Origin of the sequence: Sandaracinobacteroides saxicola, assembly GCF_014117445.1 — a bacterium.
Taxonomy (GTDB): domain Bacteria; phylum Pseudomonadota; class Alphaproteobacteria; order Sphingomonadales; family Sphingomonadaceae; genus Sandaracinobacteroides_A; species Sandaracinobacteroides_A saxicola.
The window spans coordinates 2,609,611-2,629,369 of sequence record NZ_CP059851.1; the positions used below are offsets into that span (position 1 = coordinate 2,609,611).

General features: G+C 67.2%; 14 protein-coding genes and 1 pseudogene. 5 read left to right on the forward strand and 10 right to left on the reverse strand.

The window, feature by feature from the left end:
- Positions 1–107: 107 nt before the first annotated feature.
- A complete protein-coding gene (gene lipB / locus H3309_RS13155; RefSeq protein ID WP_182295139.1) occupies positions 108–782 on the reverse strand; it encodes a lipoyl(octanoyl) transferase LipB in 675 nt (224 codons plus the stop codon).
- Positions 779–2,698 carry a transglycosylase domain-containing protein gene (locus H3309_RS13160; protein WP_182295140.1) on the reverse strand — a complete coding sequence of 640 codons (1,920 nt, stop codon included), beginning with the start codon at positions 2,696–2,698 and terminating at the stop codon, positions 779–781. Before H3309_RS13160 ends, lipB begins: the two co-directional genes overlap by 4 nt.
- Positions 2,699–2,911: 213 nt before the next feature.
- Here H3309_RS13160 and H3309_RS13165 point away from each other — a divergent pair, with 213 nt between their 5' ends.
- The gene (locus H3309_RS13165; RefSeq protein WP_182295141.1) at positions 2,912–5,212 is read left to right on the forward strand and encodes a TonB-dependent receptor; all 2,301 of its coding nucleotides are present in this window, start codon (positions 2,912–2,914) and stop codon (positions 5,210–5,212) included.
- A 54-nt stretch (positions 5,213–5,266) separates the two neighbouring features.
- On the opposite strand, the gene H3309_RS13170 is transcribed toward H3309_RS13165, so the two are convergent.
- On the reverse strand, positions 5,267–6,820 hold the full coding sequence (locus H3309_RS13170; RefSeq protein WP_182295142.1) for a peptide chain release factor 3: 1,554 nt from the start codon (positions 6,818–6,820) through the stop codon (positions 5,267–5,269).
- A gap of 145 nt (positions 6,821–6,965) precedes the next feature.
- On the opposite strand from H3309_RS13170, the gene H3309_RS13175 reads away from it, so the two are divergent.
- The 3 genes from H3309_RS13175 (at position 6,966) to H3309_RS13185 (ending at position 9,939) form a co-directional block, all read left to right on the forward strand.
- Positions 6,966–7,946, forward strand: a complete 981-nt coding sequence (locus tag H3309_RS13175) for a D-alanyl-D-alanine carboxypeptidase family protein (protein WP_182295143.1) — start codon at positions 6,966–6,968, stop codon at positions 7,944–7,946.
- Between the two features lie 14 nt (positions 7,947–7,960).
- Positions 7,961–8,815 (forward strand): methyltransferase domain-containing protein, encoded by an 855-nt coding sequence (locus H3309_RS13180; RefSeq protein WP_182295144.1) that lies wholly within the window; start codon positions 7,961–7,963, stop codon positions 8,813–8,815.
- A gap of 929 nt (positions 8,816–9,744) precedes the next feature.
- Positions 9,745–9,939 (forward strand): RHS repeat-associated core domain-containing protein, encoded by a 195-nt coding sequence (locus H3309_RS13185; RefSeq protein ID WP_207791508.1) that lies wholly within the window; start codon positions 9,745–9,747, stop codon positions 9,937–9,939.
- A gap of 24 nt (positions 9,940–9,963) precedes the next feature.
- Here the strand turns inward: H3309_RS13185 and H3309_RS13190 are convergent, their stop codons facing one another.
- The 3 genes and pseudogenes from H3309_RS13190 to H3309_RS13200 all read right to left on the reverse strand — a co-directional run bounded on the left by H3309_RS13190 (position 9,964) and on the right by H3309_RS13200 (position 11,937).
- Entirely contained in the window at positions 9,964–10,419 is a 456-nt protein-coding gene (locus H3309_RS13190; RefSeq protein ID WP_182295146.1) for a hypothetical protein, read from the reverse strand.
- 141 nt (positions 10,420–10,560) lie between these two features.
- Positions 10,561–10,668 (reverse strand): annotated as a pseudogene (locus H3309_RS17885) (helix-turn-helix domain-containing protein); the annotation flags it as partial.
- Positions 10,669–10,770: 102 nt separating this feature from the next.
- The gene (locus tag H3309_RS13200; protein ID WP_182298756.1) at positions 10,771–11,937 is read right to left on the reverse strand and encodes an alpha-hydroxy acid oxidase; all 1,167 of its coding nucleotides are present in this window, start codon (positions 11,935–11,937) and stop codon (positions 10,771–10,773) included.
- 164 nt (positions 11,938–12,101) lie between these two features.
- On the opposite strand from H3309_RS13200, the gene H3309_RS13205 reads away from it, so the two are divergent.
- The gene (locus H3309_RS13205; protein WP_182295147.1) at positions 12,102–13,154 is read left to right on the forward strand and encodes a Fic family protein; all 1,053 of its coding nucleotides are present in this window, start codon (positions 12,102–12,104) and stop codon (positions 13,152–13,154) included.
- Positions 13,155–13,269: 115 nt separating this feature from the next.
- On the opposite strand, the gene ppc is transcribed toward H3309_RS13205, so the two are convergent.
- From ppc to H3309_RS13225, 4 genes are all read right to left on the reverse strand, one after another.
- Positions 13,270–15,912 carry a phosphoenolpyruvate carboxylase gene (ppc, locus tag H3309_RS13210; protein WP_182295148.1) on the reverse strand — a complete coding sequence of 881 codons (2,643 nt, stop codon included), beginning with the start codon at positions 15,910–15,912 and terminating at the stop codon, positions 13,270–13,272.
- A gap of 526 nt (positions 15,913–16,438) precedes the next feature.
- Complete coding sequence (locus tag H3309_RS13215) at positions 16,439–17,653, reverse strand: MFS transporter (protein ID WP_182295149.1); 1,215 nt, start codon at positions 17,651–17,653, stop codon at positions 16,439–16,441.
- Positions 17,643–18,386 (reverse strand): maleate cis-trans isomerase family protein, encoded by a 744-nt coding sequence (locus H3309_RS13220; RefSeq protein ID WP_182295150.1) that lies wholly within the window; start codon positions 18,384–18,386, stop codon positions 17,643–17,645. The genes H3309_RS13215 and H3309_RS13220 overlap by 11 nt, the downstream gene beginning before the upstream one ends.
- Positions 18,383–19,576 carry an FAD-dependent oxidoreductase gene (locus tag H3309_RS13225; RefSeq protein ID WP_182295151.1) on the reverse strand — a complete coding sequence of 398 codons (1,194 nt, stop codon included), beginning with the start codon at positions 19,574–19,576 and terminating at the stop codon, positions 18,383–18,385. The genes H3309_RS13220 and H3309_RS13225 overlap by 4 nt, the downstream gene beginning before the upstream one ends.
- Positions 19,577–19,759 lie beyond the last annotated feature (183 nt).

Below are 19,759 nucleotides of genomic sequence, written 5' to 3' on the forward strand. Positions count from 1 at the left end.
TCTCTGACTCCTGTTTATTTCTTATCCACGTGGAAGGTTCTCGGAAAGGATCTGGCTCAGCCCTGACCCCGAACCGTCGCCCCCTTTAGCGACAAAGTTTCATCGCCTCAAGCATCTTGATACATCATTTCTCCAGCGTCGGAAATCGAGTGCAGAAACGCCTCCCTCCCCGCCGCCAGCGCCGCATCCAGCGCCGCCATGTCCGCCGCCACCCCCAGCGCCGCCAGGCTGGTCACCCCCCGGTCGGCGATGCCGCACGGCACGATGCCCGAATAAGCCGCCAGATCGGGCGAGACATTCAACGCCATGCCGTGGAACGCCACCCAGCGCCGGATGCGCACCCCGATCGCGCCGATCTTCGCCACCGTGCCCCCCTCCCGCACCCAGATGCCGGTGTCGCCAGCGATGGTGAAGGCCGCCACCCCCAGCCGCGCCAGCGCGCCCACCGCCCACCCTTCCAACGCCGCGACATAGCCGCGCACATCCCGCCGCCGCGCGCCCAGGTTCAGCACCGGATACACCACCCGCTGCCCCGGCCCGTGCCAGGTATGGCGCCCGCCCCGCCCGGTCCGCACCAAGGGAATGTCCGGCCGCCCGACATGCTCCGCCGGGTCCGCGCTGGTGCCCGCGGTATAGACGCTGGCATGCTCCACCAGCCAGATCAGCTCGCGCGCCTCCCCGCGCGCTACCGCCTCGGCCCGCGCCTCCATCGCAGCCACGCCGGCGGCATAGTCCAGCAACCCCGGTTCCACCCGCCACGCCGGCGTCGGATGTTCGGTCACTGCGGCGGCTCGGGTTCGGACAGGTCCGGCACCACCGGCGCCTCCGGCACCGCCATGTCCTCCATTGCCTGCAACGCCGCGTCGCCCGCGGCGTCCAGCGCCGCCTCGTCCGCGATCGGCGGCGCCTCCACCCGCACGCCCTGCGCCATCGCCCCGGTCTTCACCAGCGCCGCCCGCATGAAATCGCGCCAGATCAGCGCCGGCAGGCCGCGGCCGCTGACCCCCTTCATCGGCTGGTTGTCGTCATTCCCCACCCACACGCCCACCACCAGGTCGCCGGCGAACCCCACGAACAGCGCGTCGCGGTGGTTCTGCGTCGTGCCGGTCTTGCCGTAGGCGCGGATCGGCAGCTTCGCGGTCGAGCCGGTGCCGTTGCGGATCACCGTCTCCAGCAGTTGCAGCATCGATTCCCGCGCCGGCCACGCCGGCAACGGCCGGTTGTCCACCGCCCGCTGCCCCGCCAGCCCCGTCGCCACCACCGGGTAGCGGCCCGACGCCACGGCGGCATAGGCGCTCGTCAGCTCCATCAGCGTCATCGGGCTGGTCCCCAGGGCCAGGCTGGGCCAGGGGTTCAAATAGCTTTTCACCCCCAGCTTGCGCGCCTCGGCGATCACCGCCTCACTCCCCACCGCCTGCTGCAACCGGATCGCCGCGATGTTGCTGCTCGCCGCGAACGCCGTGCGCAGGTTGATGAGGCCGCGATATTTCTCCTCGTCATTCTTCGGCGCCCAGTCGCCGATCATGATCGTCGGGCTGTCATCCACCTGGCTGTCCAGCGTGAAGCCCCGCTCCAGCGCCGCCAGATAGACGAACAGCTTGAAGCTGCTCCCCGGCTGCCGCTTCGCCTGCGTCGCCCGGTTATACTGGTTGCGCGCATAGTCGCGCCCCCCCACCAGCGCCACCACCTCCCCGTTCATCCGCATCGCCACCAGCGCCGCCTCGCTCGCCCCCTGCCAGCTGCCGTCACCCTTCAGGATGCGCTCCACCGCATCCTCGGCATATTTCTGCAACACGCTGTCCAGCGTGGAGGTCACCTTAACCTCGCCGAACTGCTCCTCGTTCGCCGCCCGCGCCTGCGGCAGCACCCAGTCCGCGAAGTAACTGCCCCCCGGCAGCTCCTCCCGCCCCGGCGTATAGCGCGGATAGCGCACCGTCGCCGCCTGGGCCGGCGTCAGGAAGCCCGCGTCCACCATCGCCGCCACCACCACCCGGGCGCGCGCCGTCGCGCCCTCGATGTTGCGGCTCGGGTCCAGCCGGCTCGGCGCCTTCACCAGCCCCGCCAGCATCGCCGCCTGCCCCACCGTCAGCCGTTCCGGCGTGGTGTCGAAAAAGGTCCGCGCCGCCGCCGCCAGCCCATAGGCGCCATCACCGAAATAGACGCTCGACAGGTAGCGGCTGAAAATCTCGTCCTTGCTCAGCCAGCTCTCCAGCCAGAAGGCGATCAGCACCTCCTGCACCTTGCGCTTGTAGCTCCGGTCCATGGTCAGGAAGCTGTTCTTCGCCAGCTGCTGCGTGATCGTGCTGCCGCCCTGGCGCACGTCGCCCGCCTTCACATTGGTGAACAGCGCCCGCGCCAGCCCCAGCGGATCGACCCCCAGATGGTCATAAAATCGCCGGTCCTCGATCGCCATGAACGCCTGGCGCACATGCGCCGGCAGCTTCGAGGCGACCACCGGCGCCTCCTGGTAGCTCCCCTGCCGCGCGATCGGCCGGCCTTCCGCCGTCAGGATCACCAGCGCATTGTCCTTGCGCGGCTCCAGCGCGGCGCTCAGTGGCGCGGTAAAGAACAGCCAGGCGAAGGCCGCCAGAAAGACCAGCACGCCGGCCGCCAGCCCGATCCGCACCCAGAACCAGGCACTCCGCCGGCGCGGCGCGTCGTCCTCAGCCTCCGCCTCCTGCAACCACGGCTCGCTCAACGGAGGAAAGTTCCTGTCACAACCCCCCTATTAACCACCCTCGCGGCGATACGCCAGAGAGCGCATCGCGCACACCCCGCGGCAGCCGACCCCGGTTCCGGTCCGATGCCGTCGGCCCGCGACGCGTTCCGGCGTCATCGGCGCGTCACAAGACCTTCGCTGCACTGCAACACAGCCCGGGCAAGGGCGTGCAACCTCATGAAAGTTGCTGCCATGAAATATCTGCTTCTCGCCGCGACTTTGCTCGCCACGCCCACGTTCAGCCAGACACCCGCCGCCACGACAGCGGCGGAGGAGGAGGTGGGCGAAATCATCGTCACCGCGCAGAAAAGCGCCCAGAAGCTGATCGACGTGCCCGTCACCATCACCGCCTACAGCGGCGAAACCCTGCAACGCCTCGGCATCGGCCAGTTCGACCAGCTTTCCGCCTTCGTCCCCGGCCTGAACATCCAGGAACAGTCGCCCAACAACCCCGGCTTTGTCATCCGTGGCATCACGTCCGACAGCGGCAGCGCGCAGGAGGCCGCCCGCGTCACCGTCTATTACAACGGTGTCGATGTCAGCCGCTCGCGCGGCAGCTATTTCGACCTGTTCGACCTCGAACGCGTCGAGGTCGTGAAAGGCCCGCAGGCGACGCTGTTCGGCACCGCGTCGGCCATCGGCGCGGTCAGCGTGATCAGCGCCCGCCCAAGCCCGGGGACCAGCGGCAACCTGTCCGCCGCCTATGGCAATTTCGAACAGTTCCGCCTGTCCGGCATGCTCAACAGCGCCGGCGAGCAATGGGGCGCGCGCCTCGCCTTCGCCGTGAAGAAACGCGACGGCGTCGTGCCCAACCTCTCCGGTCTGCCGGGCAGCAACCGCCCCGCCGGCCCCAAGAGCGAGGATCTGAACGGCCAGGACCAGATCGGCGTCCGCGGTTCGCTGTTTGCGCAGTTCAGCGACAGCCTGCGCGCCGACCTGATCGTCACCTATGATGGCCAAAAAGCCCCCGGCACCGCCTTCAAATCGGGCAACCTGCCCCCCACCGGCGGCAACACCAGCCCCTATGCCCCGGCGGAGCTCGGCGGCTCGCCCTTCAGCGCGCAGGTCCTCGGCGCCCCGGCGCTCGGCCTCAACCGCAACGTCTGGGACGTGAACCTGACGCTGCGCTGGAAACCCGACGCCTCGCCCTTCAGCGTCACCAGCATCACCGGCTGGCGCCGCTTCGACAGCCTCGAAGTGTTCGATGCCGACGGCTCCCCCGCCTGGTTCCTGGAATTCGCCGAGGACGCGCGCGGCCGCCAGCTCAGCCACGAAACCCGCGTCAACTATGACGGCGACCGCATCCGCGGCTTCGTCGGCGCCAACATCTTCCACGAAACCGGCAGCCAGCGCGTGCCCTTCAGCACCGAGGAAGGCACCTACCTCCAGTGCGCCGCCCGCCTCATCCCCGGACTGCCCTGCGTCGACGCCGGCGGCACCGTGCGCGCCAACGCCGCCACCGCCCTCCTCACGCGCGGTGCCGCCACCGTCCTCCCCTATTCATCCGAATTCAGGAATGAGGGCGACATCACGACAGGCGGGATCTTCGCCGACATCACCGTCCTCCCCACCCCGCGGCTCGAACTCACCGCCGGCGCCCGCCTGCTGTGGGAACGTCGCACCAGCGGCTATTTCGCCCGCCAGCCGAACAGTGTCATCACCCGCGCGCCGCTGCTCCCCATCGTCGATACCGGCGGCGCCACCTTCACCGCGCGCGACACCAGCGACGCCTTCCTGCCGCGCTTCAACGCGCTGTTCCGCGCCACCGACCGCATCAACTTCTACGCCACCATCAGCAAGGGCCGCCGCAGCCCCATCGTGCAGCTCGCCAGCGCCCCCGGTCCCGTGCCCGCCCGCACCAACATCCCGGCGGAAACCGTCTGGAACTATGAAGGCGGGGTGAAGGCCGGCTTCGGCGCGATCAGCGGCTCGCTCGGCATCTTCCACCAGACCTACGACAATTTCCAGGTGCAGATTTCCGAGGGCGGCCGCGTCGTCACCCGCAACGCCGGCAGCGCGAAAAACACCGGCGTGGAGGCGGAGCTGAACGCCCGCCCCATCCCGCAGCTGCTGCTGTTCGGCAATGTCGGCTATATCGATGCCAAGATCGACAATATCCCGCAGAACGGCATTTTCGCCGGCCAGCGCTTCCGCCTGCAACCCAAATGGCAGGCCGCCGCCGGCGCCACGCTCACGCTGGGCCTGACCGAGACGATCGACTTTGTCGCCACCCCCACCGTCACCCACCGCAGCAGCCTGTTCTTCGAACTGCCCAACCGCCCCAATATCGCCCAGGGGCCCGTCACCCTCGTCAACCTGCGCGCCGGCGTGCAGGCCAGCGACGGCCGCTGGCAGCTGACCGCCTTCGCCAACAACCTGACGGACAAGGAATATCTGCTCGACGCCGGCAACACCGGCGGCGCCTTCGGCACCCCCACCTTCATCCGCGGCCTCCCCCGCCTCTACGGGCTGGAGGCCACCGTCCGTTTCTGACCAGCCCGTCGCCCGCTCCCGCATCGCGCCTCAGGCGCGCTACCGCGTCGCGCCTCAGGCGCGCTCCCGAGTCGCGCTGAACCGCAGCCCCGGGTTGCGGTCGGCGGTGTACTTCAGCTCCCAGCCGTCGCGCGCCAGATACACCGGCGCGCCGTCGCGATCCTCGGCGCAGGCGCTGCGGTTCGCCTCCACGAACGCCTTCAACACCGCCGGATCATCCGCCGAAATCCAGCGCGCCGTCTCGAACGGGCTCGGCTCGAACTCGGCCGCCACATTATACTCGGCCTCCAGCCGCGCGATCAGCACGTCCAGCTGCAAGGCCCCCACCACGCCGACGATCCAGGCGCTGCCGATCATCGGCCGGAACAGCTGCGTCACCCCCTCCTCCGCCATGTCGGTCAGGGCACCCCGCAGCTGCTTCGACCGCGTCGGGTCCAACAACCGCACCCGCCGCAGGATTTCCGGCGCGAAATTGGGGATGCCCGTGAAGTTCAGCATCCGCCCCTCGGTCAGCGTATCCCCCACCCGCAGCACGCCATGGTTCGGGATGCCGATGATGTCGCCCGGAAACGCCTCCTCCGCCAGGTTGCGGTCGCGCGCCATGAACAGGATCGGGCTGTGCACCGCGATCATCTTGCCGGTGGACACCTGCTTCAGCTTCATGCCCCGCCGGAACCGTCCCGAACACAGCCGCATGAAGGCGATCCGGTCGCGATGCTGCGGGTTCATGTTCGCCTGCACCTTGAACACGAACCCCGCCACTTCCGGCTCGTCCGGCATCACCGCCGCCGGCAGCGCCGGCTGCGCCCGCGGCCCCGGCGCCAGCAACGCCAGCGCCGCCAGCAGCTGCTCCACCGTCAGGTCGCGCAACGCCGAGCCGAACAGCACCGGCGTCTGGTTCCCCGCGCGGTAACTCTCCGCGTCCAGCGCGCCATAGCCCCCCAGCGCCAGCGCCGCCTCCTCCCGGAACGCCGCCGCCTCGTCCGCCCCGATCGCCGCATCCAGCGCCGGATCCGCCAGCCCCGCGAACCGCCGCACCCCGCCGCCGGGCAGCAGCAGGCTGTGGCTCGCGAAATCCCACACCCCTTTCAGCGTGCCCCCCATCCCCACCGGCCAGGTCAGCGGCGTCACGTCCAGCGCCAGCGTGTCCGCCACCTCGTCCATCAGGGCAAAGGCGTCGCGCCCCTCCCGGTCCACCTTGTTCACGAAGGTGATGATCGGCACGTCGCGCAGCCGGCACACCTCGAACAGCTTCCTCGTCTGCGCCTCGATGCCCTTCGCCGCGTCGATCACCATCACCGCCGAATCCACCGCGGTCAGCGTGCGATAGGTGTCCTCGCTGAAATCCTCGTGCCCCGGCGTGTCCAGCAGGTTGAAGGTGATGTCGTCGCGCTCGAAGGTCATCACGCTCGACGTCACGCTGATGCCGCGCTGCTGCTCGATCTTCATCCAGTCGCTCGCCGCCCGCCGCCGGTCGCCGCGCGCCCGCACCTCGCCGGCGATGTGGATCGCCCCGCCGGCCAGCAGCAGCTTCTCGGTCAGCGTCGTCTTGCCCGCGTCGGGGTGCGAAATGATGGCAAAGGTGCGCCGTTCGTTGGTCGCAGCCATGGGTCGTCCTGTCGTGTCTGGAAAGCGCGCGCCCTTCGCATGCCCATCGCCACGCTGCAAGCACCGCAAAATATTGCACACGGACTCTTGCCACACGACTCGACCACGGGTTAAAAGGCCGCGTGTGTCGTGATCGGGGGATTCAATGCCGATTCAAGACTCTAGGGTAAGGCGTTCACTTCTGAGTCTAGCCGCGCTGGCCGCCGCATCCCTCGCCGCGCCCGCCGCCGCCGCCAGCCTGGTCGGCCAGCCCAAATATGCCGCCGCCCTCATCGACGCGAAATCCGGCGAACTCCTCTACTCCCGCATGGCGGACGAACCCCGCTATCCCGCCTCCATCACCAAGGTGATGACCCTCTACCTCGCCTTCGAACAGCTCGCCGCCGGCCGCCTCCGCCTCGATGACCGCCTCACCGTCAGCCGCTTCGCCGCCAACCAGCGCCCCTCCCGCCTCGGCCTCCGCCCTGGCACCACCATCAGCGTGGACGAGGCGATCCGCGCCATCGCCTGCAAAAGCGCCAACGACATGGCGGTCGCGCTTGCCGAACGCCTCGCCGGCTCCGAATCCGCCTTTGCCGAGCTGATGACGCTGCGCGCCCGCCAGCTCGGCATGGCCAACACCAGCTTCTACAACGCCTCCGGCCTGCCCGATGCCCGCCAGCTCACCACCGCGCGCGACATCGCCACCCTCAGCCGCGCCATGATCCGCAGCTTCCCGCAATATTATGGCTATTTCCAGCAGCCGTCCTTCACCTACGGCCCCACCATCATGCAGAACCACAACCATCTTCTGCGCACCATGCCCGGCGTCGATGGCATCAAGACCGGCTTCACCAACGCCGCCGGCTTCACGCTCGCCGCGTCGGCCGTCCGCGATGGCCGGCGCCTGGTCGCCGTCGTCCTCGGCGCCCCCGCCCGCCGCGCGCGGGACAGCAATGTCGAATCGCTCCTCAACGCCGGTTTCGACGTGCTCTCCGCCCGCACCCGCGGCGCCCGCGTCGCCGTCGCCGACCTGCTCGCCGAACCCGGCGACCTCAACGATGAACTGCTGACCGGCCTCGTCGAACAGGGCAGCGCCGACCCGCAACCCCGGGCGCTCAGCCGCGTTACCTACCGTCCCCGCTGATCAAGGCATCGCCCATGCGCCCGCTTCTGCTCGCCGCCCTCCTCACCACGGCCGCCACGGCGGTCGCCGCCCAAACCGTCATCCAGGCCCCCTTCGATCCCGCGCCCCCGCCGGTCAGCCTCCCCAACCTCAGCCTTGCGCAATCCCCCGCCGCCCCCCCTGGCGGAGACGAGCAATACCAGCCCTCGGTCGGCCAGCCCGGCAAAGACGTCATCTGGGTCCCCACGCCCGACGGCCTCGTCACCGCCATGCTCACCGTCGCCGCCGTCACCAAGGATGACTATGTCGTCGATCTCGGCAGCGGCGACGGCAAGATCGCCATCGCCGCCGGCAAGCAGTTCGGCGCCCGCGCCCACGGCATCGAATACAACCCGGACCTCGTCGCGCTCGCCCGCCGCGCCGCCGCCCGCGCCGGCGTCGCCAACCGCGTCACCTTCGCCCAAGGCGACATCTTCAAGAGCGACTTCACCCGCGCCACCGTCGTCACGCTCTACCTGCTCCCCAACCTCAACCTGAAACTCAAACCCATCCTGCTGGCCATGAAGCCCGGCACCCGCATCGTCAGCCACGCCTTCAACATGGGCGAATGGCAGCCGGACCGCACCATCCGCACCGATGACGCCACCGGCTATTACTGGGTCGTCCCCGCGAAAGCTGAAGGTCGCTGGGCGTTCGAGATCGGCGGTGACCGCTTCACCGCCCGCCTGTCGCAACAATATCAGATGCTCACCAGCGACGGCGCCTTCCGCGACGGCAAGATGACCGGCACCGCCATCACCCTCACCCGCACCGACGGCCGCATCCTCGAAGGCCAGCTCACCGGCGACACGATCACCGGCGGCGGCTGGCAGGCGAAACGGGTGAATTGACCCGCCACACCCCTCCTGCCCGGCGAAGCGGAGAGCGGGAGTCGAAGACGACGCACAGCGTCAGCGGCGGCTCGCGCGACAGCGCGGCGGGGGTGGGTGTGCACAACGCGCGTTTTACCCCCCCACGCAATCGCAGCAAACCCAACCTGGCGGACTCAAAGACGACGCGAAGCATCAGCGATGGAGTGGGGTGCTGCCGCACCGCACGAAAATCCCCTCCCCCCACGCGAAGCGTAGAGTGGGGGAGTCGAAGACGACGCGCAGCGTCAGCGTCAGGGTGGGGGGGTGCCGCAAAGCACGCAAATCGCGTTGACCTTCTGTTGCCTTCCGCTCACGAGAGGGCCGGGGGCGGGGCGTGCCAGGGGCGAGCGGCACGCTCCCCGTGGCAACACCCGACGCCCCCTTCCCCACGCGGGAGTCTGTCAATATTTCCGATGGCAGAGCTAGCAGTGCAAACCTGCAGGCTGGAACGCCTGATATTGCCATCACTTTCGCAGTCTCGGCCTCTTCCCTTTCCACCCGATTCCGCGTTACGTTCAGAACAGTGGCAGCAAGACTCTATCACAGGATGGGAAACCCGCTTGATGGAGATTGATTAATGGTTAAATTATCAGATGGCATTGAAGCCAAAAGCCTCATAGGCATCATTATCGCGCCGGCGATGATTTTTTTCATCATAGCCGTTGAGTACATCAATAATATTTGGATTGTCATATTCATCTCGATTATTATTTTAATTGTTACAGCAAATTTAGCCCTTAGAATTGAAAGAAAATATAGATCTATAAACAGTGGTAAAAAAATGGAGAAATAACTTTGACCATGAATTTATCATTGCAATGGAACTACCGTGAAAATTCGAGCAAAGTCCATTAGATCAACAGGCCTGCGACAAGGCCCGCTTCTAATCCCGCATGTTCGGAAGGTTCATGCAGACCAATCCCATCGGCTACGACGATGGCATGAATATGTATGCCTATGTGGGGGATGATCCGGTGAATGGTCGGGATCCGAGTGGGATGAGCAGGCGTCATCACCGTAACCGCCCAATGCTTATCCGTAAGACCCCAACAAAACATCGCCCATCTCCAAAAAAAGCAGCCTTGAATAACATATCAGTCTGATTAATAATCGTTTGCCAATAATTCTTAGTCACGCAGTATTGCATACGTATAAAGCGCTAGGCAGCTCACAATTATAAGCGCGTAGGGGAGCATAACGAAACCTTGCATGGCGGCACCGATCAGTTGTCTCGTGCCATTGATGCGAGCGTACCGCTCAAACCATTTGGCGTATATCTGCAAAGGATGGACGACGATGATCTCCCCGCGGAAATGCCTCTCCAGCTCTTGGATGCGAAGGCGGAGCGCATACTGAAAAATCTTCCAACTGGCCTCGAGATACCAAAAGCAAAGTGCAAACCCGGCCACGACGAGCAGGATCACCGGCGATTCTCCCTTCTGAAATCCTAGCGCGATGGCTCCCGCCGCGCCCGCCGAAATCCATCCCTTGATCGTCAGAGAACGGCGATCGTAATCCTCGTATTGGTCCTGTAGCTTCATGTACTCATCCTTGAGGAACTTGTCGCGCTCGACATCGTCCATAATAGCCTCCCTGATCGCGCCGGCTAGCGAAATACATCGGGGACGATAATAACATCGGAGCGGTGAACTGTCCTAGGTTTTCCAGAGGCTGAAATTACGGTGGGAATTACGGTGATGTTGTGGACGGTGTTCTGTTAAGGGTTTGATTCGGCTATTACGTTTTAACTCACGAGCGACCGGCGACGGCTGGCGATCCAGAGCTGCAGCGATTTGCCGAATCGATTGCCCGGCTTCGCAAAGCCGGGCAATCGAACAGCGCTACTCAAGCGAAAGCTGAATGTATCTCGACATGACACCATCTGTCTGAGGTGTTGCACTTCCTTCGGGAACTCAGAGAAGCCCATTCGACACTCACCGCGAAGCACCCCCCTGCCGCCTCCGCAAATTCCCCCGCGACAGCTCGCTCACCCGCGCCTTCCCCAGCAACCGCATCCCGCGCTCGATCTCGTCGCGTAGCGTCCCCAGCGCCCGCTCCACCCCCGCCTGCCCGCCGGCCGCCAGCGCGTAGAGGTAGAGCCGCCCGCCCGACACCGCCCGCGCCCCCACGCTCAGCGCCTTCAGCACATGCGTGCCCCGCGTCACTCCGCCGTCGCAGATAACCTCCACCCGGTCACCCACGGCATCGACGATCTCGGCCAACTGGTCGAACGGCGCCCGCGCGCCGTCGAGCTGTCGGCCGCCATGGTTGCTCACCATGATCGCCGACGCCCCGATCTCCACCGCCCGTCGCGCGTCCGCCACGCTCATCACGCCCTTCAAACAGAAAGGCCCGCCCCAAGCCGCGCGGATCGCCTCGGCATCCGCCCAGGACATCGTGGGGTCGAGCATGGTGTTGAAATAATCCTGCACCGACACCGAGGTTTTCGACCCTTCCACCAAATGGCTTTCCAGGTTGGGCAGCGCGAACCGCTCGCGGAACAGGTAGTTCAGCGTCCAGCGCGGGTGCAGCGCGAAACTCACCGCGCTGGCGGGCGTCAGCTTCGGCGGGCTGGTGAACCCCGTCCGCTTGCACCGCTCCCGATTGCCACTGACGATCGTATCCACCGTCAGCGCCAGCGCATCGAAGCGTGCCGCCTTCGCCCGTTCGATCAGCGCCGCGTTCAACCCCTTGTCGCGGTGATAATAGAATTGGAACAGCTTCGGACCGTCGCTCGCCGCACCGATCTCTTCCAGCCCCACCGTCGCCAGGCTGGAAATGCCAAAGAACGTCCCATATCTCGCCGCCGCGGCCGCCACCGCGCGCTCGCCCCGCCAGTGGAACAGCCGCTGCAATGCCGTCGGGCTGGCGAACAGCGGCATCGCGATCCGCCGCCCCAGCACCTCCACCGACAGGTCGACCTCGGTGGTCCCCGCCAGCACATCGGGCACCAGATCGACGTCGTCATAGGCTTGCGTATTCCGCCGCCGCGTCACCTCATCGTCCGCCGCGCCATCGATGTAATGGAACACCGGAAACGGCAGCCGCCGCCGCGCCAGCTCCCGAAAATCCCCGACATTGTGACAATCCGCCAGGCTCATCACCAACGGATAGGACGGCCCCGGACGTTTCATCATCAACCCATAGCGTCGCGCACTGCCCGGCGCGACTCCCCGTTCGCACGGGCGCGACGACGCATGGATATTTATGGGTCGATTTGCGGCTATGGTTTCACTCATGGATATTTACGGGTATAGATATGGATATGCCCATCAATACGGCCTCACTGGTCATCACCCCGCAAATGCTCTCGCTCATCGCCGAGATCGACGAGTTCAAAGGCGCGTGGCGCGCACTGGGGACTCTTGCACCTGATCGTCTTTCGGCGTTGCGGCGCGTGGCGACGATTGAAAGCATCGGCTCTTCGACGCGGATCGAGGGAAGCAGGCTGTCTGACGGCGATGTCGAGCGGCTGCTGTCCAACATCGAAGTCCGCCACTTCGCCACCCGCGACGAGCAAGAGGTGGCGGGCTACGCCGAAGTCATGGAAACCATCTTCGCCTCGTTCGACGCGATGGCGCCGACCGAGAACCACATCAGGCAACTGCACCGCGACCTGCTGGTTCACAGCAGCAAGGATGCGCGCCATCGCGGCAGCTACAAGACCAGCACCAACCATGTCAGCGCCTTCAATGCCGACGGCAAGGAAATCGGCATCGTGTTCCAGACGGCGACGCCGTTCGACACGCCGCGCTTGATGGCGGAGCTGGTCGAATGGCTGAACGAGACGCTCGATCAGAAGCAGCTTCACCCGCTTCTTGTGACGGCCATCTTCATCGTCGTCTTTCTCGAAATCCATCCGTTTCAGGACGGCAATGGCCGCCTGTCGCGGGTGCTCACCACCTTGCTGTTGCTGCGCAGCGGCTATGCCTATGTGCCCTATTCCTCGCTCGAAAGCGTGATTGAGGCCAGCAAGGAAGGCTATTATCTCGGGCTTCGCCGGACGCAGGGGACAATCCGCAGCGACGCGCCCGCATGGGAGCCATGGATCGTCTATTTCCTCCAGTCGCTACGCCAGCAAAAAACAAGGCTAGAGGCGAAACTGGCCCGCGAACGGTTGATGGTAGAGCGATTGCCGGAACTTGCACTTCAGATTCTCGATCTGGCGAAAGCACATGGGCGCATCACCAACAGCCAGGTCGTCGCCCTGACGGGCGCAAACCGCAACACGGTGAAGAAGCATTTGCAGCTGCTGGTATCGGCCCGCCACCTTGTCCAGCACGGCAGCGGCAAGGCGACATGGTACAGCCGCGCCTGACAGCTTTGGCTCAGAGGGGCGCATGGCCAACGCGCCCGCCAGAAACGTCCGAAGCGCCCGCGAAACTCGCGCGAGGTACGCCAAACCGCTCAAAGCTGAAAGTACCAGAGACCCCTCAGCCGCTGTTCCTGAGCGCCGTCGCAATCGCATTGATCGACAGCAGGATGCCCTCCTTCACCCGCTCGTCCGCCTCGCCGCAGCGGAACCGCCGCAGTAGCTCGATCTGCAACAGGTTCAGCGGCTCGATATAGGGCAGCCGCAACCTTATGCTGGCATCCAGCGCCGGATTGTCCGCCAGCAACCGCGCCTGGCCGCTGATCGCCAGCAGCCCGTCATGCGCCCGCTGCCAGCTCTCCCGGATGCGCGGAAAGATGGCGTCGGCCAGCGCCCGGTCGTCCACCAGCCCGGCATAGCGCGCCGCGATCCCCATGTCCGATTTCGCCAGCACCATTTCCATGTTGGCGAGCGTGGTGCGAAAGAAGGGCCAGGCCGCATGCATCTCCCGCAGCAGGCCATGGTCCGGAAAGGCCGCAAACGCCGCCCCCGTGCCGAACCAGCCGGGCAGCATCACCCGCGCCTGCGCCCAGCTGAACACCCAGGGGATCGCGCGCAAATCCTCGATCGCGTCGCTCTTGGTGCGGCTCGCCGGTCGGCTGCCGATGCGCAGCTCGGCGATCTCGCGGATCGGCGTCATCCCGCGGAAAAACACCCGGAACCCCCCGGTCCCATACACCAGGGCGCGATAGGCCGCGAAGGCATCGGCGGACAGCCGCTCCATCGCCGCCGTGAACCGCGCGCGATCCGCCGCCGACAGCGGATCGCCCTCCACGCTCGCCAGCAGCGTCGCCGCCGCCATCGCCTCCAGGTTCGCCGCAGCGCTCTCCCGCGTGCCATATTTGGCGGCGATCACCTCCCCCTGCTCGGTGATGCGGATGCGCCCCTGCACCGTCCCCGGCGGCTGGGCGCGGATGGCGGCAAAGCTGCTGCCCCCGCCCCGCCCCACCGCGCCGCCGCGGCCATGGAACAGCTGCATCGTCACGCCAGCGTCGGCAAACACCGGCGCCAGCGCCAGCCCCGCCTGGTGCAGGCTCCATACCGAGGTCAGGTAGCCGCCATCCTTGTTGCTGTCGCTATAGCCGACCATCACCTCCTGATAGCCGCGCGCCCGCGCACAGGCCGCCATCTCGGGCAGCGCGAAAAAGGCCCGCATCACCCCCGGCGCCGCCTGCAAATCCTCGATGGTCTCGAACAGCGGCACCGGCATGATCGCGCACTCGGGCGCCGCGCCACCCCGCCACAGCCCGGCCTCCTTCAACAGGATCAGCACCTCCAGCAGGTCGCTGACGCTCGCCGCCTTGCTGACGATCCACGCCCGGATCGTCTCCGCCCCGAACGCCGCCCGCGCCGCCGCGGCCCCGCCCGCGATCGCCAGCTCGCTCGCCGTCTCCGCCGAATAGTCCCAATGCGGGTTCGCCAGCGGCCGCATCGAGGCCAGCTCGCCCCGCAGCAGCGCCACCCGCGCATCTTCGCCCAGCGCGCGGTAATCCGCCATCACGCCCGCCACCGCCAGCAGTTCCGCCACCACCCGCTCATGCACGTCGGCATTCTGCCGCAGGTCCAGCGTCGCCAGATGGAAACCGAACAGCTCCACCGCCCGCACCAGCCCGTCGACCGCGGCGTTTGGCACCGCCAGCGACGCCGCGATCACCGCCAGATCCGCCGCCAGCTCCCCCGGCGTTGCATATATGGTCGCCCCATGCGTCGCCGCCCGCGGCGGCATCACCCCTGTCCGTGCCGCCAGCGTCGCGGCCAGCCGTGCATATATATGCGTCAGCGCCCGCCGCCACGGCTCGTCCGCCCGCGCCGCGCTCGTGTCACCGCTCGCGTCGGCCAGCGCCGCCAGCCCCGGCGATACCGCCGCCAGCTCCGACGACAGCGTCAGCTCCGCCCCCAGCGCATGCACCCGCTCCAGATAGTGGGTCAGGATTGCTGCCCCGTTGCGCCGGGTCGCCAGCGCCAGCTCGGCCGCGGTCACAAAGGGGTTGCCATCGCGGTCGCCCCCGATCCAGCTCCCCGGCGCCACGAACCCCGCCGGACGCGCCCCCAGCGCCCGTTCCCAGCGGGCATAGAGCGCCGGCAGCACCGGCACGAACACATCGCGCAGCCAGGCGAGCGCGGTGTCGATCTCGTCCGCCACCACCAGCCGCTCGCGCCGCAGCGCCCGCGTCCGCCACAGCAGCGCCACTTGGCCGTGAATCGCCGCCTCCAGCGGTTCGCCCTCGCGCGTCTCCGCCTCGCCCCGGTCGCGCGCCCTCATCAGCGCGGCGATGCCGTTGCGATGGTCGATCATCGACTTGCGCCGAACCTCGGTCGGATGCGCGGTCAGCACCGGCGCCACCAGCGCCCGCGCCAGCAATGCCCGCGCCGCCTCCCGCTGCCCCGGCCCCAGCGTCGCCAGCGCCTCCGCCAGCGTCGCGCCCGCTTCCGCCGCCACCCCCTGCCGGTCCTCCGCCAGGTTCGCCAGCATGGAGAACAGCATGAAGCTGCGCACGAAGGTCAGCGTGTCGTCCAGGCTCAGCGCATCCAGCCCGCTGTCGATCTCCGCCGCGCCGCGCGCCCGGTCCACCGAGGCGGCACGGATATATTCGATCCGCCGGAACAGCGCCTCGCCCTCCGCCTCGCGGATGACATCGCCCAGGATGCGGCCCAGGAAGCGGACGTCGGGGTTCTGCGGAAGATTTTGCGGAATCGGGGCCATGGCCGCAGCTTATCGCGCCGGCGTGAATATGCCAGCCGCTTTGCTGCGCCGCAGCACGACGCCCGCGATGCCCGCTGCATAACATGCAGCATAATATGCAGTGGCGTGGGCAACGAATAATGGCGGCCGGTGTCGCCACCGGCCGCCACTGTGTCGCGCCTTCGGGCCTCGATGCAACCGGCACTTGCCTTCCGGCCAGCCTTGTCGCCTGACGCTCGCGCTACGGCACGTTTCGCGTTTCCCATCAATGCTGTTTCCAGCCCATCCGGTTCCCGCCGGAGCCGATCCAGACCTCCCGTTGCCGCGTCCCTCAGCCGGCGTTTCCACCTGCCCTGGTCCGCTTCGCAACCGGCGCCATTCCGGCCCCCGCCTCCTGCCCTTCCAGCGCCGGGCTTGCGCCCTTTGCCGGTCCTTCATTCGGCCATAACCGCCTGTTTTCCTTCGCCGTTTCCGGCTCCGTTCCACTCTTGGCTACAACCGGATGCTCTCACCTTAGCCCGAGTCGTCCAAGCGGAATATGACGCTTTCACCCTGTGGATAACGGGGATATCGGGGATATCTTCGCCGGCACGCGCGGCAAAGTCGCGATCAACGCCGCCGCCAGCAGCAGCAACCCGCCAGTCAGCGTGAAGGCGCCGGCGAAATGCCCCGTCACCTCCGCCCAGCGCGTCGCCACCACCGGCCCCGCCGCGCCCGCCAGCGTCTCCAGCACCAGCAGCGCCATCAGGATGCACGCCACCGCCGGCCCGGCGAAGGTGGAGGAGCTGAGCAGCTGCAAGGAGGCATAGTTCGCCCCCCACCCCACGCCGGCCAGCAGCAGCGCCGGCATCACCCATGCCGCATCCCCCCGCCCCAGCCACAGCAACCCCGCCGCGAACAGCAGGATCGCCACCACCTGCACCCGCTGCGCCCCCACCCGGTCGGCGATCGCGCCGCCCAGCAGTTGCGCCACCATCGCCGCGGTGAAGAACAGCCCCAGCCCGCCGGCCGCCTGCGCCACGCTCTGCCCCAGCTCCCGCGTGCCGAACAGCACCAGGTTGCTCGTCACCGCGGTCAGCGCGAACAGCGTCAGCCCCGCCGCCACCCCCAGCTGCCAGAAGCGCCGCGTCCTCAGCGCCGCGGACAGCGCCGCCGTCGCCCCATCGGCCACCGGCGCCGCCGCGCGCGGCGCCGGCGCATGACCGCCCACCACGAACCACATCAATGGGATCACCGCCGCCACCATCAGCGCCAGCCAGGGAAAGCTCGCCCGCCACCCGAGGCTCTCCAGCATCGCCGCGGTCAGCGGCGGCAGCAGCGCATTGCCCAGGCTGGACGCCGCCAGCACCACCCCCAGCGCCAGCCCCCGGTGGCGGTCGGTCAGCGTCGACACCAGCACCACCACCGCGATCAACCCGGACAGGATCAGCCCCACCCCGAACAGCGCATGAATGGCATAGAGCTGCCACAGCGCCTGCGCCTGCCCATAGACCGCCAGCCCGCCGGCGATCAGAACCAGCCCTGCCACGATCGGCGCACGCACGCCCCATCGATCGATGATCGCGCCGCCGAACGGCGCCAGCGCCGCCACCGCCAGATACATCACCGTCTCGCGGAACTTCAGCGCGGTGGGCGTCACCCCAAGGTCGGCCAGCAACACCGGATCGAACACGAACAGCCCGCCATAGGTCAACGCATTGTTCAGCAACAGCATCAGCGCCGCCGACAGCACGATCGCCCGCACGCGGCGATCAGTGGTCACCGAGCAGCCTGCCCTTGCCCACGATGCGGTCGTCCACGCCATGCTCGCGCAGCGCCTGCCACCAGGTCGCGGCATTGATCGCGATCACCGGCTTGCCCAGCACCGCCTCAGCCGAGGCGGCAAAGTCCAGCATCGACAGGTTCGTCCCCACCTGCACGATGGCATCGGGCGCATGTCCGTCCAGCCGCAGCACCACCTCCCGGCAGCGTGCCACCGGCACATGGGCGATGGCGACCGGGCTTTCGCAGCGCAGGCATTCGTCCGCCACCACCTCGAAGCCGCACTCCGCATAAAATCGCCGCACCTCGGCATTGGCGTTCGGGAAATAGGGGCTGAAGAAGGCCACCCGCCGCACCCCGAACCGCCGCAGCGCCGCCGCCGTCGCCAGCGCGCCCGTGTTCACCGGCAGGCGCGCCAGCGCCCCGATGCGCGCCGCGAACGCCTCCGCGCCGGCGACCCCGCCATAAAAGCTGATCGCCGACATCCCCATGACGATCCGGTCGGGTTCTGAGGTCAGCACGCTGTCCAGCGCCGCATCGACACTGGCGCTGATGGCATCGGTCAGCGCCGCGAACCCCTCGTTGCTGCCCACCGCCATGTTCCGCACCAGGATGCGGCTGTAATGCGCCGTCACGCCCGGCACCCGCAGGTCGTCATAATCCGGCTGCACGATCGTGTTGGTGCTCGGCGCCAGGCAGCCGAACTTCCCCCGCCAGCCGCGCGCGTCGCTCAAGCCACCGCCTCCGCCTCGGCCAGCGAGGTGAACATGCTCTGCTTCATCAGATAGGCGCGCCGCTTGTCCGGGTCATAGCAATGGCCGCGCATCTCCTCATAATAGTCGTTCTGCGTTTCCTTCGATTCCATCATCGCCTTGTTGCGGATGGTCTGCGCCTGCACAAAGCCGTGCATCACGCTGCGCCGCTGCCGGTCGAAGCGTGCCAGCAGCGGCGCCGCCTCGGCCCCCTCCAGCAGGATCGGCTTCAGCTTCTCCACCAGGTTGATGGCGTCATGGATGCCGCTGTTCATCCCCAGCCCGCCCAGCGGATTGTTCAGGTGCGCGGCATCGCCGATCAGCAGCACGCGCCCATGGTCGTACCGGGTCGCCACCCGCTGGTGCACGCGATAGATGGTGCGGTGGCAGGTCTCCACGGCATCACCCTCGCCGATCAGCCGCTCGAACACCTCGCGCTTCTTGGCATCACCGCGCAGCTCGGCATCGGTCGCCGCCTCATGCGCCGGCACCAGCACCCGCCACATCGTCGGCACCCGCAGCAGCACGCGCCACTCGTCGGGATCGGCGACATAGTTCACCGGCGCCAGATCCTCGAAATGATCCTGCAACGGCCAGGTGGTGGACAGGCAGAGGAATTTCTCCGGATAGGTAAAGCCCTCGAACCCCACGCCCAGCCATTTGCGGATGATGCTGTTGGCGCCATCGCAGGCGATCAGATAGCGGGTGCGGTAATGCTCGATGGCGGTCGGCGTCTCCACCGCCACGCTCACGCCGGCATCATCCTGCATGAAATGCACCACCCGGCTGTTGAACCGCATGGCGCCCTGCGGGTGCGCCGCCAGCTTCCCTGCCAGCAGCCGCGCCAGCTTGAACTGCTCGGCCTGCAGGCGAAACGGATAGGGCGTCACATCGGACAGCTCGGTCAGGTCGAACCCCAGCACCTCGTTGGTCTGGCGGATGCGATATTGATAGACCGGCGCCTTCAGCCCCTGCGGCAGCAGCTCGTCCAGCACACCCAGCTCCGCCAGCATCTCCAGGCTGCTGGGGTGGAAGGTAGAGGCGCGCAGGTCCTCGGCGCAATCGGCGCCGGCCTCCAGCACCGCCACCCGGATGCCCGCCTGCGCCAGGGCATAGGCCGCAACCGTGCCCACCGGGCCGGCCCCCGCGACAATGACATCATAATCGAACATCTGGACTCGCCTTGCTTTGCCCGCCCTATCGGGCACGGCAGGCGACCGCGGCACGCAGGCGGGGTTTTTGACCGCCGGGCGGTCAAGTCTCTCGCCTTCCCGCCCATTTTATCCGACTGACGAATGTTCGCAGCCGCAGCACCCCCACCCTCCCGCCCCCTCATGCACAATTTGTCGCAGCTC

Excerpts from the sequence above, each read along its gene's own strand:
- H3309_RS13205 (WP_182295147.1), top strand. The coding sequence starts at position 12,102 with ATGCCCATCAATACGGCCTCACTGGTCATCACCCCGCAAATGCTCTCG.
- H3309_RS13180 (WP_182295144.1), top strand. The coding sequence starts at position 7,961 with ATGCGCCCGCTTCTGCTCGCCGCCCTCCTCACCACGGCCGCCACGGCG.
- ppc (WP_182295148.1), bottom strand. The coding sequence starts at position 15,912 with ATGGCCCCGATTCCGCAAAATCTTCCGCAGAACCCCGACGTCCGCTTC.
- H3309_RS13200 (WP_182298756.1), bottom strand. The coding sequence starts at position 11,937 with ATGAGCCTGGCGGATTGTCACAATGTCGGGGATTTTCGGGAGCTGGCG.
- H3309_RS13170 (WP_182295142.1), bottom strand. The coding sequence starts at position 6,820 with ATGGCTGCGACCAACGAACGGCGCACCTTTGCCATCATTTCGCACCCC.
- H3309_RS13175 (WP_182295143.1), top strand. The coding sequence starts at position 6,966 with ATGCCGATTCAAGACTCTAGGGTAAGGCGTTCACTTCTGAGTCTAGCC.
- H3309_RS13225 (WP_182295151.1), bottom strand. The coding sequence starts at position 19,576 with ATGTTCGATTATGATGTCATTGTCGCGGGGGCCGGCCCGGTGGGCACG.
- H3309_RS13190 (WP_182295146.1), bottom strand. The coding sequence starts at position 10,419 with ATGGACGATGTCGAGCGCGACAAGTTCCTCAAGGATGAGTACATGAAG.
- H3309_RS13185 (WP_207791508.1), top strand. The coding sequence starts at position 9,745 with ATGCAGACCAATCCCATCGGCTACGACGATGGCATGAATATGTATGCC.
- H3309_RS13165 (WP_182295141.1), top strand. The coding sequence starts at position 2,912 with ATGAAATATCTGCTTCTCGCCGCGACTTTGCTCGCCACGCCCACGTTC.